Origin of the sequence: Burkholderia sp. Bp8986 (genome assembly GCF_003854225.1) — a bacterium.
Lineage (GTDB): Bacteria > Pseudomonadota > Gammaproteobacteria > Burkholderiales > Burkholderiaceae > Burkholderia.
In genome coordinates, this window is sequence record NZ_QTQM01000001.1 from 63,472 (window position 1) to 79,000 (window position 15,529).

Annotated in this window: 12 protein-coding genes; 9 read left to right on the top strand and 3 right to left on the bottom strand. The window is 68.5% G+C overall.

Annotated features, from left to right (window positions below; translation table 11 throughout):
• Nucleotides 1–58: 58 nt before the first annotated feature.
• Both DID99_RS00290 and DID99_RS00295 read right to left on the bottom strand, forming a co-directional pair.
• Nucleotides 59–2,479 (bottom strand): glycoside hydrolase family 31 protein, encoded by a 2,421-nt coding sequence (locus DID99_RS00290; protein WP_124665783.1) that lies wholly within the window; start codon nt 2,477–2,479, stop codon nt 59–61.
• Nucleotides 2,480–2,506: 27 nt separating this feature from the next.
• The gene (locus tag DID99_RS00295) at nt 2,507–3,778 is read right to left on the bottom strand and encodes an MFS transporter (protein ID WP_124519659.1); all 1,272 of its coding nucleotides are present in this window, start codon (nt 3,776–3,778) and stop codon (nt 2,507–2,509) included.
• Between the two features lie 449 nt (nt 3,779–4,227).
• Here DID99_RS00295 and DID99_RS00300 point away from each other — a divergent pair, with 449 nt between their 5' ends.
• From DID99_RS00300 to DID99_RS00335, 8 genes are all read left to right on the top strand, one after another.
• Nucleotides 4,228–5,178, top strand: a complete 951-nt coding sequence (locus DID99_RS00300; RefSeq protein WP_124665784.1) for a MurR/RpiR family transcriptional regulator — start codon at nt 4,228–4,230, stop codon at nt 5,176–5,178.
• Complete coding sequence (locus tag DID99_RS00305) at nt 5,175–6,161, top strand: isoaspartyl peptidase/L-asparaginase family protein (protein ID WP_124485004.1); 987 nt, start codon at nt 5,175–5,177, stop codon at nt 6,159–6,161. Before DID99_RS00300 ends, DID99_RS00305 begins: the two co-directional genes overlap by 4 nt.
• Before the next feature lie 27 nt (nt 6,162–6,188).
• Nucleotides 6,189–8,120 carry a dipeptide ABC transporter ATP-binding protein gene (locus tag DID99_RS00310; protein ID WP_124665785.1) on the top strand — a complete coding sequence of 644 codons (1,932 nt, stop codon included), beginning with the start codon at nt 6,189–6,191 and terminating at the stop codon, nt 8,118–8,120.
• Between the two features lie 129 nt (nt 8,121–8,249).
• Nucleotides 8,250–9,812: a glutathione ABC transporter substrate-binding protein GsiB gene (gene gsiB / locus DID99_RS00315; RefSeq protein WP_044842908.1), complete on the top strand. Its 1,563-nt coding sequence runs from the start codon at nt 8,250–8,252 to the stop codon at nt 9,810–9,812.
• A 67-nt stretch (nt 9,813–9,879) separates the two neighbouring features.
• Nucleotides 9,880–10,800 carry a glutathione ABC transporter permease GsiC gene (gene gsiC / locus DID99_RS00320; RefSeq protein WP_124485001.1) on the top strand — a complete coding sequence of 307 codons (921 nt, stop codon included), beginning with the start codon at nt 9,880–9,882 and terminating at the stop codon, nt 10,798–10,800.
• A 13-nt stretch (nt 10,801–10,813) separates the two neighbouring features.
• Entirely contained in the window at nt 10,814–11,707 is an 894-nt protein-coding gene (gene gsiD / locus DID99_RS00325; RefSeq protein WP_044842910.1) for a glutathione ABC transporter permease GsiD, read from the top strand.
• Nucleotides 11,707–12,714: a P1 family peptidase gene (locus DID99_RS00330; protein WP_124665786.1), complete on the top strand. Its 1,008-nt coding sequence runs from the start codon at nt 11,707–11,709 to the stop codon at nt 12,712–12,714. The genes gsiD and DID99_RS00330 overlap by 1 nt, the downstream gene beginning before the upstream one ends.
• Nucleotides 12,711–13,538, top strand: coding sequence for a M55 family metallopeptidase (locus DID99_RS00335; protein WP_124665787.1), 828 nt, complete (start codon nt 12,711–12,713; stop codon nt 13,536–13,538). Before DID99_RS00330 ends, DID99_RS00335 begins: the two co-directional genes overlap by 4 nt.
• Before the next feature lie 35 nt (nt 13,539–13,573).
• Here DID99_RS00335 and DID99_RS00340 read toward each other — a convergent pair whose 3' ends face one another.
• Complete coding sequence (locus tag DID99_RS00340) at nt 13,574–14,353, bottom strand: alpha/beta fold hydrolase (RefSeq protein WP_124665979.1); 780 nt, start codon at nt 14,351–14,353, stop codon at nt 13,574–13,576.
• 142 nt (nt 14,354–14,495) lie between these two features.
• On the opposite strand from DID99_RS00340, the gene DID99_RS00345 reads away from it, so the two are divergent.
• The gene (locus tag DID99_RS00345; protein ID WP_124665788.1) at nt 14,496–15,275 is read left to right on the top strand and encodes a helix-turn-helix domain-containing protein; all 780 of its coding nucleotides are present in this window, start codon (nt 14,496–14,498) and stop codon (nt 15,273–15,275) included.
• Nucleotides 15,276–15,529 lie beyond the last annotated feature (254 nt).

Consider the following 15,529-nt stretch of genomic DNA (forward strand, 5'->3'; position numbering starts at 1 on the left):
GCGGGCCGCGTGCGCGGTCCGCCCGAACATGGCTCGGCGCTTGCCCGAGCGTGCGCGGTCAGTCGTCGAGCGCCACGACGAGTCGACGCCACGCGCCGTCCCGCGCATCGTGCTCGACGCGCGCGCCGCGCACCGCAAGCGCGCCTTGCAGCGACGCCGGCAGCAGGATCTCGAGGCGCTCGGCGGGGCGATGCATGCGGCCGTCCCAGCGGACCGACACGCCGAGTTCGCCCGACGCCTGGCGGCCGGTCTCGATGCGCCACAGCCCGTATTCGCCGTCGCGCCACGCTTCCGTTTCGCCGTCGTCCTCGACGCATTCGCCGTATGCGACACCGTCCTCGATGCGTGGCGCGACGAGGAAGCCGCGCGTGTCCGCGCGCGCGCCGAAGCGTTGCTCGGCGACGTTCAGCGGCAGCACACGGCCTTCGCGCAACAGCATCACCGGCGTGTCGAGCGGCGCGGGCAGCGTCACGCTCGCGCCGCCGTCGAACGATCGCGCGCTCGCGCAGCACAGCCAGCGCGCGCCCGACGGCAGGTAGACCGTGCGTTCCGTGCGGCCCGGGTCGACCACCGGCGCGACGAGCAGCGCGTCGCCGAGCATCATGTCGTCGCATTCGTCGTAGCAGCGCGGGTCGCGGGGGAAGTCGCCGAAGGTCGGCCGCAGCACGGGCTCGTAGCGCGTGGTCGACAGCCACAACAGGTGATAGAGATAAGGCAGCAGCCGGTAGCGCTGCTTGATCAGCGACGCGATCCGCGCGGTGATCTCCGGATACATCCACGGTTCATTGACGGTGCCGTCGTCATTCCACGAATGGATGCTGAAGCGCGGCATGAAGATGCCGAACTGGACCCAGCGCAGCAGCAGCTCGGGCGACGGTGCGGGACCGGAGAAGCCGCCGATGTCGTGACCGATGTTCGACACGCCCGACAGCGCGAGCCCGAGGCCCATCTTCAGGTTGTAGCGCAGCGTTTCCCATGACGTGTAGTTGTCGCCGGACCAGGTCTGCACATAACGCTGCATGCCGGCGCCGCCGGAGCGTGACACGAGGAACGGCCGCTGCGCCGGCGCATGCGCGCGCTGCGCGTCGCGCGACGCACGCATCATCAGCATCGTCTGCAGCACTTTCGCCTCGCGCGCGGGAAATGGCTGGCCGAAGCCGTGCGCGATCGCGTCGGGCGACCAGATCTCGTATTCGTTGTTGTCGTTCCAGGTCGACTCGATCCCGTAGTCGAGCAGCGCCGACGTGACCTGCTCGCGCCACCAGCGGCAAGCGTCCGGTTGCGTGAAGTCGATATATGCGCCGACCTCGTCCCAGAACTGCACCCACGCCGGCTCGCCGGACGCCGAGCGGATCAGCAGCCCGCGCCGTGCAGCGTCGTCGAACGCGGGATGGTCGCGCAGCAGGCACGGCTTGATGTTCGCGCACAGGCGGATGCCGTGGTCGCGGTAGTGCTTCACGAATCCCTTCGCGTCGGGAAACTTCTCGCGGTTCCAGTTGAACACGTAGCGCTTCGCGCCGATCGACGTATAGCCCGACGACAGGTGGAACGAATCGCACAGGATGTCGTGCGATTCACACTGCTCGACGAACTGGTTCATCTGGCGCTGCGCGTCCGGCGCGTCGGTGTAGCTCATCGTCGAGCCCGAATAGCCGAGCCCCCATTTCGGCGTGCGCGCCGGGCGCCCGGTGAGCCACGTGAAGCGTCGTGCGGCCGTGAGCGGCGTGTCGGGCGATGCGATGAAGTAGTAGTCGAGATCGCCGTGCTCGGCGACGAAGTAGCGGTACAGCCCGTGGTAGTTGTCGAGCTCGCGGCCCATGTCGAACGCGCAATCCGACAGCGTGTCGTAGAACAGCCCGAAACCCTGGCACGCGTCGGGCGACCAGGTGACGTAGAACGGGATGTGCTTGTAGAGCGGATCCGTGTGCTTCGCGCTGTAGCCCATCGCGTCGATGTTGCGCATCTCGAAGCGCGCGCCGGTACGGTCGAGGTCGCCCGCGCGTTCGCCGAGGCCGAACACCTTGTCGCCGCGCTCGCGGGCGACGTAGTGATAGGCGCGGTCGTCCCACCAGCCGAAGTTGTACGCCTGCGTCGCGCGGTCGGCGAGCACGACGCGCCACGCGCCGTCGGCACCACGCATCGACCACGTGCAATGGCCGCCTTGCCGGCTTACCGTGAGACGGACCTGCGCGGTTTCGATGCGCACGCCGCCGTCGTCCTCGCCGAAGTCGTAGTCGGGCAGCGCGAACCCGCCGAGGTCGAGACGGTCGCGGCCCTCGAGCGGCACGTCGTCGAGGCCCGGTGCGATCGTCCAGGTGCGCGGGTTGCGCGGCGTTGCGTCGGGCAGCACGCGCACGCGCACGATGTCGTCCTCGAGCACGAAGATCTCGAGGGTCGCGCCCGCGTCGGACGCGAGCAGCACACGGTTCGCCTGCCGGGCGGCGACGCGGAACACGGGCGGATGAAGAAGCGAAGTCATGAAGGCGATTCCTGATGAAAACGAAGGTCAGGCGTGTTGCGCGAGCAGGCGTTCCTGCTTCGACTGCCCGCGGATCAGCACCGCGAGCAGCGTGACGCCGATGATGTCGAACAGGCCGAGGCACGCGAACAGCGGCGCGTAGCCGATCTTGTCGGCGAGCGCGCCGACCAGCAGCGAGAAGCCGAGCCCGCCGATCCACGCGGCCATGCCCGCGAAGCCGCTGGCGGTGCCGACTTCCTCGGGATCGAACACGTCGGCCGACAGCGTGTTGACGAGTGCGGAGATCATCTGGTGCGCGAAGCCGCCGACGCAGAACAGGGCAATGGCCGTATACGGCGACGACACGAGCCCGATCATCGCCGGCCCGAGCATCAGCACCGAACCGAGCGCGACGCCGGCGACGCGGGACCACACGAGCGGCAGTTTGAACCGGTTCGCGAGGTAGGGCGACAGGTAGCCGCCCGCGATGCCGCCGAGGTCGGCCGCGAGAAACGGCATCCACGCGAAGACGGCGATCTGCGTGAGCGCCATGTGGCGCTCGGTGGCGAGGTACAGCGGAATCCAGAAGCTGAAGGTCTGCCATGCGGGTTCCGCGAAGAAGCGCGGCAGCGCGATCGCCCAGAAGCGGCGCGCGGTGACGACGTCGCGAATCCGGCGCTTCGACACGGCCGGCATCGTGGCCTGGCCGTCGCGGATCAGCGTGCGCTCCTGCGACGTGAGGCGCGGATGATAGGCCGGCGAGCGGTACTGCGTGTACCAGAGCGCGGCCCACAGGAAGCCGAGGGCGCCGGTGACCATGAACGCGGATTGCCAGCCGAACCGCATCGACAGGAACACGACGAGCGGCGGCGCGATCGCGGCGCCGAGCGACGTGCCGGCGTTGAAGTAGCCGACCGCGACGGATTTCTCGCGATCGGGAAACCATTCGGCGACGGCCTTCATCCCCGACGGAATCGCGGCGGCCTCGAACAGCCCGAGCAAGCCGCGCAGGATGCCGAGCGACAGCCAGCCCGACGCGAAGCCGTGCGCGACGCCGACCACCGACCACAGCATCGCGAACAGCGCGAACCCGAGCCGCAGCCCGATCAGGTCGACGATGAACCCGCACACCGGCTGCATGATCGTGTAGCCGATCTGGAATGCGCCGACGATATACGAGTACTGCTGCGTCGAGATCGCGAACACCTGCTTCAGTTCCGGTGCGAGCACCGCGAGGGAGTTTCGAGCGAGGTAGTTGAGGATCGTGCCGAGGCATACCAGCACGATGATCCACCAGCGCAACGCCTTGACTGTTTTCACTGCTGTCTCCTGATCCATGCAAGTCGCCCGGCTAGGGCGTCTCGTTCAGTCTTATTTGTACGATGTCCGATCTTGGTGGGCGCCGATTCGCCCGGTTTTTCTCGAAATGACCACATTCAATCGAACATTTCGATGTTGTCGAAAGCTGATGTTATCGGACGACTGATCATTTTCGAGCATCCTATGTTCGAATTCGAATCAGGTCAACGTGAATCTGCATTCGAACGAACATGCTTGGGGTATTCCCGATAGGCGTGCAGATCGGGTGTCCGGCGCGTTGCGTGACGACCGAGCGCCGAACGCCCGCTTGCCGGGGCCGAGCGGCCGTCGACGGGCCGACTGCATCAGCCGGGCCCGGCAATGGGCGTGACAACCCTGATGAAAATTTATTTTTTTCCTGTCGGCAGATTGTGTAAATTGATTTTCATCCACCTTGCAAAACCATTCGCATGACGCCGCTCCTTCCGCACGATGTCAGTCACGAGGAATCCGCGATCGCGGAGCGCATCGCGTCGGCCATGCCGCGGATGACGCCGATCCACCGCCGGATGGGCGAGTTCGTGCTCGCGAATCCGTTCCGCGCGGCGACGATGCGGATCGACGAGCTGGCGCAGGCCGTGAACGCATCGATCGCGACCGCGAACCGCTTCGCGAAGGCGCTCGGCTTCGACGGTTATCCGGCGATGCGCGCCGCGCTCGTGCGCGGCTTCGAGGCGACGCTCGGCCCGGTCGAACGGCTGCGTTCCGCGCAGGAGCAAGAGCAGGAGCAGGGCGTGCGCGGCGCCGCGTGGATCGACGCGGTGTTCGACCAGGCCGTCACGAACATCGAGAACACGCGCGCGCAGCTGGATGCGGCCGACGTCGAAGCGGCCGTCGAGGCGATCGTCGGCGCGCGGCGCGTGCTGATCCTCGGCGCCGGTTCGAGCGCGTTTCTGACCGGGCTGATGGAACACGGCCTGTCGGTGTGTCACGACAACGTGCAGTCGCTCGCGCTGCTCGGCGGCCCGTCGCATGCGGCGCGGCGCCTGTACACGGCCGACTCGCGCGATCTCGTGATCGCGCTCGCGTTTCCCCGCTACGTGAAGGACACGATCGAGCTGGCCCGCCGCGCGGCGGCGCGCGGCGCGCGCGTGCTCGGCATTTCCGACGGGCCCGGTTCGCCGCTGGCACCGATCGCGTCGCTGAACCTGTACGTGAAGGCCGATCGGCGTTTCGCGGCCACGTCGGAAGCGGCCGTGCTGACGATGATCGAGGCGCTGATCGACGCGGTCGCGCTGCGCACGCACCGCTCCGCGAAGTCCGCCGCCGAAATGACCGAATTCCTGTTGCCGTGGCTGGTCCAGCCGCAAGCGGCGCTGCCGGCCGCCAACCCTTCTTCTTCCGGTCCGAAAAAATCATGACTTCATCCGCGATCGTCGCGATTCATGGCGGTGCAGGCACGATCCTGCGCGAGGCGATGGACACCGACACCGAACGCCGTTACCGCGCCGAGCTCACCGCGATCCTGCAGGCCGCGCAGAAGGTGCTCGCCGACGGCGGCAGCGCGCTCGACGCCGTCACCGTCGCCGTGCGGATGCTCGAGGACTGCCCGTTGTTCAACGCCGGGCGCGGCGCCGTCTATACGGCCGAAGGCAAGCACGAGCTCGACGCGGCGGTGATGGACGGCACGACGCTCGCGGCCGGCGCGATCTGCTGCGCGACCCGCGTGCGCAATCCGGTCCTCGCCGCGCGGCGCGTGATGGAGGCAAGCGAGCACGTGCTGTTCGCGGGCGCGGGCGCCGATGCGTTCGCGGCCGCACAGGGCCTCGAACTCGCCGAGCCCGGCTACTTCGACACGGAAGCGCGTCGTGCGCAGTGGCTCAAGGCGCGCGAGGCGGCCGGCATGATGCTCGACCACGACGCGGCGACCTTCGCGTTCGGCGCCGGGCAGCCGGCCGAGCCGCTCGATCCCGACCGCAAGCACGGCACGGTCGGCGCGGTCGCGTGCGACCTGCGCGGCCATATCGCGGCGGCGACGTCGACCGGCGGCATCACCAACAAGCAGCCCGGACGCGTCGGCGATTCGCCGATCATCGGTGCCGGCTGCTACGCGGACGACGCGACCTGCGCGGTCTCCGCGACGGGCACCGGCGAGATGTTCATCCGGCTCGCGACCGCGCACGACGTGGCCGCGCAGATGGCCTATCGCGGCGCGTCGCTTGCCGACGCCGCGCACGACGTCGTGATGAACAAGCTGCCGCGCCTGGCCGGGCGCGGCGGGATCGTCGCGGTCGACGCGCACGGCAACGTCGCGATGCCGTTCAACACGGAAGGGATGTATCGCGGCTACGCACGCGTCGGCGAGACGCCCGTGGTCGGCATCTATCGCGACGATGCGGCCTGATTCCGGATCGTACGAGGAGACCTTCGCATGACTTCGAGCCGAACCCCGTCCGCGCTGGTGCTGCCGGAACAGCGCGTGGTCGCCGTCGACGACCTGTCGGTGATGTTCCGACGAGAGAACGCGACGTTCGACGCGGTACGCAACGTGTCGTTTCACGTCGATCGCGGCGAGACGCTCGCGATCGTCGGCGAATCGGGCTCCGGCAAGTCGGTCACGTCGCTCGCGCTGATGCGGCTCGTCGAGCACGGCGGCGGCGAGATCACGAGCGGCCGGATCGCGTTGCGGCGCCGCGGCGGCGCGCTCGTCGACCTCGCGCAGGCGAGTGCGGCGACGATGCGCGGGATCCGCGGCGCGGACATCGCGATGATCTTCCAGGAGCCGATGACGTCGCTGAACCCGGTGTTTACGGTCGGCGACCAGATCAGCGAGGCGATCGCGCTGCACCAGTCGAAGAGCGCGACCGAGGCGCGCGCGGAAGCGTTGCGGCTGCTCGATCTCGTGCGCATTCCGGAGGCGCGCCGCGTGTTCGCGCGCTATCCGCACCAGTTGTCCGGCGGGATGCGGCAGCGCGTGATGATCGCGATGGCGCTGTCGTGCCGGCCCGCGCTGCTGATCGCCGACGAACCGACGACCGCGCTCGACGTGACGATCCAGGCGCAGATCCTGCAACTGATCCGCGGCCTGCAGGACGAAATGAACATGGGCGTGATCTTCATCACGCACGACATGGGCGTGGTGGCCGAAGTGGCCGATCGTGTGCTGGTGATGTATCGCGGCGAGAAGGTCGAGGAGGGCGAGTCCGAGCGCATTTTCGCGACGCCCGCGCATCGCTACACGCGTGCGCTGCTCGCGGCCGTGCCGCGGCTCGGCTCGATGCACGGCACCGATATCCCCGAGAAATTTCCGCTGCTGAAGGTGGACGGCGCGAGCGCGGCCGCGCCGGCGCCTGCCGCGAACGACGCGAATGATGCGGCCGATGCCGCCGCGGTCCCCGCCGCCGGGCAGCCGCGCGTCGATCCGGCCGCGCCGCCGATCCTGCGCGTGCGCGATCTCGTCACGCGGTTTCCGGTGAAGAGTGGCGTGTTCGGCCGCGTGTCGCAGTACGTGCATGCGGTCGAGCGCGTGAGCTTCGAGCTGCGCGCGGGCGAGACGCTGGCGCTCGTCGGCGAATCGGGCTGCGGCAAGTCGACCACCGGCCGCTCGCTGCTGCGCCTCGTCGAATCGCAGAGCGGCTCGATCGAATTCGACGGCCGCGACATCAGCGCGCTGAAGGGCCAGGACCTGCAGGCGCTGCGCCGGAACATCCAGTTCATCTTCCAGGATCCGTTCGCGTCGCTGAACCCGCGCCTGACGGTCGGTTTCTCGATCATGGAGCCGCTGCTCGTGCACGGTGTCGCGAGCGGCCGCGACGCGCAGGCGCGCGTCGACTGGCTGCTCGACAAGGTCGGCCTGCCGCCGGAGGCCGCGCGCCGCTATCCGCACGAATTCTCGGGCGGCCAGCGCCAGCGGATCGCCATCGCGCGCGCGCTCGCGCTGAATCCGAAGGTCGTGATCGCCGACGAATCGGTGTCCGCGCTCGACGTGTCGGTGCAGGCGCAGATCGTGAACCTGATGCTCGACCTGCAGCGCGAGCTCGGCGTCGCGTATCTGTTCATCTCGCACGACATGGCCGTCGTCGAGCGCGTCAGCCATCGGGTCGCGGTGATGTATCTCGGCCAGATCGTCGAGATCGGCCCGCGCCGCGCGGTGTTCGAGGCGCCGCAGCATCCGTACACGAGGAAGCTGATGAGCGCGGTGCCGGTGGCCGACCCGGCACGCCGGCATGCGCCGCGCCAGCTCGCGGCGGACGAGATTCCGAGCCCGATCCGCGCGGTCGGCGACGAGCCGATCGTCGCACCGCTCGTCGCGGTCGGCCCCGATCACTACGTCGCGACGCATCGCGTCGGCGGCGCGTATTGATTGCGCGGCGAGGCGCATATGGACCGCAGCTGCGCACGCGCCAGGCAACGGCGTCACTTCCCGGAGCGGATGCAGTCGCGCCGCGATTTCCACCACGCGTTACCGAATCATCCACAGGAGCCAGACAAGATGAACAAGCCGCATTCGTTCCCGATGTTCCGCCCGCGCGCGCTGTTCGCCGCGGGGGCAGGCGCGCTCGCGCTCTCGGTCGCCGCGCCCGCGTTCGCGCAGCAGAACGTCGTGGTCGCCGTGTACTCGACATTCACGACGATGGACCCGTACGACGCGAACGACACGGTGTCGCAGGCCGTCGTGAAGTCGTTCTACGAAGGGCTGTTCGGCTTCGACAAGGACATGAAGCTCGTGAACGTGCTCGCGACGAGCTACCAGGCGTCGCCCGATGCGAAGGTCTACACGGTCAAGCTGCGCCCGGGCGTGAAGTTTCACGACGGCACCGACTTCAACGCCGACGCGGTGAAGGCGAACTTCGACCGCGTGACCGATCCGGCGAACAAGCTGAAGCGCTACGGGCTGTTCCGCGTGATCGAGAAGACCGAGGTGGTCGATCCGATGACGGTGCGCTTCACGCTGCGCGAGCCGTTCTCCGCGTTCATCAACACGCTCGCGCACCCGTCGGCGGTGATGATCTCGCCGGCCGCGCTGAAGAAGTGGGGGCGCGACGTGTCGCTGCACCCGGTCGGCACGGGCCCGTTCGAGTTCGTCGAATGGAAGCAGACCGACGACATGAAGGTGAAGAAGTTTGCCGGTTACTGGAAGAAGGGCTATCCGAAGGTCGATTCGATCGACTGGAAGCCGGTGGTCGACAACAACACGCGCGCCGCGCTGCTCAAGACCGGCGAGGCGGATTTCGCGTTCACGATTCCGTTCGAGCAGGCGGCCGACCTGAAGAGCAATCCGAAGGTCGAGCTGATCGAGCGGCCGTCGATCATCCAGCGCTACATCTCGCTGAACACGCAGAAGAAGCCGTTCGACAATCCGAAGGTGCGTGAAGCGCTGAACTACGCGGTCAACAAGGAGGCGCTCGCGAAGGTCGTGTTCGCCGGCTACGCGACCCCGCAGACGGGCGTCGCCCCGGTCGGCGTCGAATACGCGACCAAGCTCGGGCCCTGGCCGTACGATCCGGCGAAGGCGCGCGCGCTGCTGAAGGAGGCCGGTTATCCGAACGGCTTCGAGTCGACGCTCTGGTCCGCGTACAACCATTCGACGGCGCAGAAGCTGATCCAGTTCGTCCAGCAGCAGCTCGCGCAGGTCGGCGTGAAGGTGCAGGTGCAGGCGCTCGAGGCCGGCGAGCGGGTCGCGAAGGTCGAGAGCGCGCAGGATCCGGCGGCGGCGCCGGTGCGGATGTACTACAGCGGCTGGTCGGCCTCGACGGGCGAGGCGAACTGGGCGCTGTCGCCGCTGCTCGCGTCCACGTCGGCGCCGCCGAAGCTCTACAACACCGCGTACTACAAGAACGGTGCCGTCGACGACGATCTCGCGAAGGCGCTCGAGACGACCGACAACGCGAAGAAGGCCGCGCTGTACGCCGACGCGCAGAAGCTGGTGTGGGCCGACGCGCCGTGGATCTTCCTGGTGCAGGAGAAGATCGTCTACGCGCGCAGCAAGCGCCTGCACGGCATGTACGTGATGCCGGACGGTTCGTTCAACTTCGACGAAATCTCGGTGAAATGACGGCAGCTTGCCTGCTGTCCGGCGCCGGCGGCGCAAGCTGCCGGCGCGCTGATTCGATCGGTGTCCCATGCTGAATTTTCTCGTCAAACGCCTGTTCGGCCTGCTGCCCACGCTCGCGATCGTCGCGGTGCTGGTGTTCCTGTTCGTGCACCTGCTGCCGGGCGACCCGGCGCGGCTCGCGGCCGGCCCCGAAGCCGACGACGCGACGGTCGCGCTGGTGCGCACCGATCTCGGGCTCGACCGGCCGCTGCCCGCGCAGTTCGCGAACTTCTTCGTGAAGATCGCGCACGGCGATTTCGGCACGTCGACGCGCAGCAAGCGGCCGGTGTCGACCGAGATCGGCGAGCGCTTCATGCCGACGCTGCTGCTCACGCTCGTCAGCATGGTGTGGGCGACGGCGTTCGGGATGGCGATCGGGATCGCGTCGGCGGTATGGCGCAACCGCTGGCCCGACCGCCTCGGGATGACGATCGCGGTGTCGGGCATCTCGTTTCCGGCGTTCGCGCTCGGCATGCTGCTGATGGAGATCTTCTCGGTGAAGCTCGGCTGGCTGCCGGTCGTGCCGGACGGCACGTGGAAGAGCTACGTGCTGCCATCGCTGACGCTCGGCGCCGCGGTCGCGGCCGTGATGGCGCGCTTCACGCGCGCGTCGTTCGTCGAGGTGCTCAACGAGGACTACGTGCGCACCGCGCGCGCGAAGGGCGTGCACGAGCCGCTGGTGGTGCTCAAGCATTGCCTGCGCAACGCGATGATCCCGGTCGTCACGATGATGGGGCTGCAGTTCGGCTTCCTGCTCGGCGGCTCGATCGTCGTCGAGGCCGTGTTCAACTGGCCGGGGCTCGGGCGCCTGCTGGTCGATGCGGTCACGATGCGCGATTACCCGGTGATCCAGGCGATCGTGCTGCTGTTCTCGCTCGAATTCATCCTGATCAACCTGACCGTCGACGTGCTGTACGCGGTCATCAACCCGACCATCCGGTTCAAGTGAGCGTGAGGCCAGCATGAACGCGACTGTCCAGCCCGCGGCGCCGGCCGCATCGAACACGATCCGCACGCCGTGGCGTGAATTCTGGCGCAAGTTCCGCAAGCAGACCGTCGCGCTGGTCGCCGGCGGCTTCGTGCTCGCGCTCGTCGTGCTGGCCTTCGTCGGCCCGCACATCGTGCCGTTCGATCCGGAGAATTATTTCGACTACGACGCGCTGAACGCGGGGCCGTCGGCCGTGCACTGGTTCGGCGTCGACTCGCTTGGCCGCGACATCTTCAGCCGGATCGTCACTGGCACGCGCATCTCGCTCGCGGCCGGCTTCTTCTCGGTCGCGCTCGGCGCGCTCATCGGCACGTTCTTCGGGCTGCTCGCCGGCTACTACGAAGGCTGGTGGGACCGCATCACGATGCGCGTGGCCGACGTGCTGTTCGCGTTCCCGGGGATCCTGCTCGCGATCGGCGTGGTCGCGATCCTCGGCAACGGGATGGTCAACGTGATCTGCGCTGTCGCGATCTTCAGCATTCCGGCGTTCGCGCGGCTCGTGCGCGGCAACACGCTGATGCTCAAGCACATGACCTACGTGGAAGCCGCGCGCAGCATCGGCGCGTCCGACTGGACGATCATCATGCGGCACATCCTGCCGGGCACCGTGTCGTCGGTCGTCGTCTACTTCACGATGCGGATCGGCACGTCGATCATCACTGCCGCGAGCCTGTCGTTCCTCGGGCTTGGCGCGCAGCCGCCGACGCCGGAGTGGGGCGCGATGCTCAACGAGGCGCGCGCGGACATGGTGACCGCGCCGCACGTCGCGATCTTCCCGAGCCTCGCGATCTTCCTGACCGTGCTCGCGTTCAACCTGCTCGGCGACGGGCTGCGCGACGCGCTCGACCCGAAGCTGGAGCGGCGCTGATGCGAGCCGTGCCCATGTGGGCCGCGACGCTGCCGGCCGGGCCGCGCGGCACGATCGCCGACGTGCCGGGCGTGACGGTCGGCCATGCGACGCTCGATGCGGGCGACGTGCAGACGGGCGTCACCGTCGTGAAGCCGCACCCGGGCGACCTGTACCGCAGCAAGGTGCCGGCCGGCGCGGCCGTGATCAACGGCTTCGGCAAGAGCGTCGGGCTCGTGCAGGTCGACGAACTGGGCACGCTCGATACGCCGATCGCGCTGACCAACACGTTCGGCGTCGGCGCGGTGGCGCAGGCGCAGATTCGCGCGGCGGTCGCGGAGAACCCGCAAATCGGCCGCGACTGGCCGACCGTCAACCCGCTCGTGTTCGAGTGCAACGACGGCTATCTGAACGACATCCAGGCGTTCGCGGTGACGGCCGCGCATCACGACGAAGCCTGCAATACCGCGGCGCGAGATTTCGCACGTGGCGCGGTAGGCGCCGGGCGCGGGATGTCGTGTTTCGACCTGAAGGGCGGGATCGGCTCCGCGTCGCGCGTGGCCGTCGCGGCCGGCAGGCCGTATACGGTCGGCGCGCTGGTGCTCGCGAATTTCGGCCGGCTGCCGATGCTGATGCTCGGTGGCGTGCCGGTCGGACGGATCGTCGCGCAGCGGCGTGCCGCAGCGGACGCTCAGCCGACGCACGCGGCGCCGCCCGAGCAAGGCTCGATCATCCTGCTGCTCGCGACCGATGCGCCGCTCGACGCGCGGCAACTGTCGCGGCTCGCGCGCCGCGCGGGCGCGGGGCTCGCCCGCACCGGCTCGGTCTACGGGCATGGCAGCGGCGACATCGCGCTCGCCTTTTCCACCGCGTACACGATCGCGCACGATGCGTCGACCGTCGCGCTGCTGCAGGCCGTGACCGTGACCGGCCGCGACGGCCACGTACGGCAATCGCTGCGCGATGCGGTGCCCGAGCTCGAGCGGTTATTCAACGCAGGCAACGAAGGACGTCCGAGCCATTCATGAAGATTCTGATCTCGACCGACATCGAGGGTGTCGCCGGCGTGTTCGCCCTCGAGCAGACGCGTGCCGGCAATCCGGAATACGAACGTGCGCGCCGCTGGATGACCGCCGAGGCGAACGCGGCGATCGAAGGCGCGTTCGCCGGCGGCGCGAAGGCCGTCTGGGTCAACGATTCGCACGGCGGTTTCCGCAATCTGTTGCCCGACGGGCTCGATGCCCGCGCCCGCGTCGTGCTCGGCAAGCCGCGCACGCTGGGGATGATGGCGGGCCTCGAGCAGCAGCCCGACCTCGTGTTCATGATCGGCTTTCATGCGAAGTCGCAGACGCGCGGCGTGCTTGCGCACACCATCAACAGCTTCGCGTTCACGCAGGTGTGGCTGAACGGCGTCGAACTTGGCGAAGCCGGGCTGTACGGCGCGCTGGCGCGCGAATACGGCGCGCACGTCGCGCTGGCGTCGGGCGACGACGTATTCGCCGAGGAAACCCGGCCGCTGTTTCCGGACGCGCGTTTCGAGACGGTCAAGACGGCCGGCGGTGCATCGAGCGGCGACACGCTCACGCCGGCCGCGTCCTGCGCGCGCATCGCGACCGCCGCACGCGAAACGGTCGTGCATGCGCTGTCGTCCGGCTGGCGTGCGGGCGCGCACCGGCCCGCGCCGGCTGCTTGCACGCTGCGCGTGCAGACGGCCGCGCTCGCCGATCTGTTCTGCGTGCTGCCGTCGCTCGAGCGGGTCGATGCGGTGACGCTGCGCTTCGACGGGCCGTCGGTCGAGCACGTGGTGCGCACGCTGAACAGCCTGTCGGCCATGTCGTTCATGCTGCGGTGATGCGTGCCGACCGGAGGCCGCCGATGCGCGGCGCGTCACGCACCGGGCGCGCGGTCTGCCGCCGTGTCGAGCAGGAACGCTTCCATCGCGGCGACCAGCGCGAGAGGGGTTTCGTTCATCGGGTAATGACCGGCATTGCGCAGCACGTCGACGGTCGCGCGCGGATAGCGCCGCAGATAGGTGCGCGCCATCAGCGCCGCGTCGAACGCCGGGTCGTGTTCGCCGATCAGCACCTTCACCGGATGGCGGCCCGTGATCTCGTCGCTGAAATCCGTGTCGGCCCACGCGCGGAAGTACGCGCCGAACGCGTGCGGCGACGAACAGGATGCCGAATACGCGGCTTTCCACTCGACCCAGACGGCGGGCAACCGGCCGCCGGTGCTGCGATCGATGATGGTGCGGCGATCGGCGAGCTGGTCGGCGGCGCGTTCGAATAGCGCGCGTCGCGCGGCGTCGAACGGCAGGCCGCCGCACGGCACCGGCGCGATCGGCACCAGCGCGCGTACCCGGTCGGGCGCCATGGCGGCGACCTTCTCGATCGCCATGCCGCCCATCGAGTGGCCGACGAGGCTGAACGTGCGCCAGCCGAGCGCGTCGGCGAGGGCGAGCGTGTCGGCGGCGATTTCGGCGATCGAGTACGCGCCGTGCGCGCCGCGCATGCCGCCGTAGCCGCGGTAGTCCATGAACACATAGGTGAAGCGTTCGTGCGACAACCACGTCTCGACGGGCTCGAACGCACGCGCGTCGCCGAACCAGCCGTGCAGCACGAGAACAGGGTAGGGGCCGTCCCCCACGCGATGAAACGTATTGGGCATCTCCGCTCCGAAGAAGTCGCTATCCGGCCGATTCGGCCGTCGGGTCTTGCGGCCATCCGGTCGCGCAAGCGTGGAGCGGATCGTAGACCGATCGAAGGTGACCCGCCTTCGATATCGGGTCATTCATGATGGAATTCGGGCCTTGAGAAATTCGCTGCTGGATCCCTACGAAGACATTCCCCGCAGCGTCGTGGTGACCGCCAACGACTACGCGGCGGGCACGACGTTTCCGGAGCACGCGCACCGGCGCGGGCAGTTCGCGTTCGCGTCGCGCGGCACGATCAGCGTGTCGACGCCGCACGGCCGCTGGCTGGTGCCGCCGCAGCGCGCGTGCTGGGTGCCGGCCGGCGTGCGGCACGAAATGACGATGACCGGGCCGGTCACGATGCTCAACACGTTCGTGTCGGACGACACGGCCGAGGCCGCGGGGCTGCCGGACCAGTGCGGCGTGTACGGCGTGTCGCCGCTCCTGCGGCAACTGATCGACGATGCGATCGACCTGCCGGCGATGTACGACGTCGACGGCCGGGCGGGCAAGCTGATGGCGCTGCTGGTCGCGGAAATCGCGACGATGCCGCGGCTGTCGCTGCACGCGCCGCTGCCGGCCGACGCGCGCCTCGCGAAGATCTGCCGGCATCTGTTCGCGTCGCCGTCGATCGCGGCCGATCTCGACCAGGTGGCGACCGACGCGGGCGTGAGCCGGCGCACGTTTACGCGGCTGTTCCGCGCGCAGACCGGCGTGAGTTTCGCCGCCTGGCGTCAGCAGGTCTGCATGCTGGCGGCGATTACCCGCCTGAGCGACGGGCAGCCGGTGACGCGGGTCGCGTTCGATCTGGGCTATGCGAGCGCGAGCGCCTTTACGTCGGCGTTTCGCCGCATCCTCGGCGAAACGCCGAGCCGGTATCTGGAGGTTCGCCGCTAGCCGGAGCGGAGGCGGCGGCGAGTGCGGCGGCGTGCTCCGGTCGCGGACGAAAAAAACGCGTCTGCCAGGTTTCGGTCAGACGCGCTTGAAGGCACTCGGTCAGAAAAATGCGCGCTCAGGCAGCGGGGCAGTGTTCGCGCATTGCGGGTGAAATTGTTGCCTGTTCCGATTCAATCCCGTCGGTGTCGGGCGGATAGCAAAGCATACGCCGTGTAACGCGCAAACGATATCGTGCGGGCCCGACGATTCATGTG

What these genes read in the sequence shown, in the direction of transcription:
- DID99_RS00340 (WP_124665979.1), bottom strand. Translation starts at nt 14,353, where the DNA reads ATGCCCAATACGTTTCATCGCGTGGGGGACGGCCCCTACCCTGTTCTC.
- DID99_RS00330 (WP_124665786.1), top strand. Translation starts at nt 11,707, where the DNA reads ATGCGAGCCGTGCCCATGTGGGCCGCGACGCTGCCGGCCGGGCCGCGC.
- DID99_RS00310 (WP_124665785.1), top strand. Translation starts at nt 6,189, where the DNA reads ATGACTTCGAGCCGAACCCCGTCCGCGCTGGTGCTGCCGGAACAGCGC.
- DID99_RS00300 (WP_124665784.1), top strand. Translation starts at nt 4,228, where the DNA reads ATGACGCCGCTCCTTCCGCACGATGTCAGTCACGAGGAATCCGCGATC.
- gsiB (WP_044842908.1), top strand. Translation starts at nt 8,250, where the DNA reads ATGAACAAGCCGCATTCGTTCCCGATGTTCCGCCCGCGCGCGCTGTTC.
- DID99_RS00290 (WP_124665783.1), bottom strand. Translation starts at nt 2,479, where the DNA reads ATGACTTCGCTTCTTCATCCGCCCGTGTTCCGCGTCGCCGCCCGGCAG.
- DID99_RS00335 (WP_124665787.1), top strand. Translation starts at nt 12,711, where the DNA reads ATGAAGATTCTGATCTCGACCGACATCGAGGGTGTCGCCGGCGTGTTC.
- DID99_RS00305 (WP_124485004.1), top strand. Translation starts at nt 5,175, where the DNA reads ATGACTTCATCCGCGATCGTCGCGATTCATGGCGGTGCAGGCACGATC.
- gsiD (WP_044842910.1), top strand. Translation starts at nt 10,814, where the DNA reads ATGAACGCGACTGTCCAGCCCGCGGCGCCGGCCGCATCGAACACGATC.
- gsiC (WP_124485001.1), top strand. Translation starts at nt 9,880, where the DNA reads ATGCTGAATTTTCTCGTCAAACGCCTGTTCGGCCTGCTGCCCACGCTC.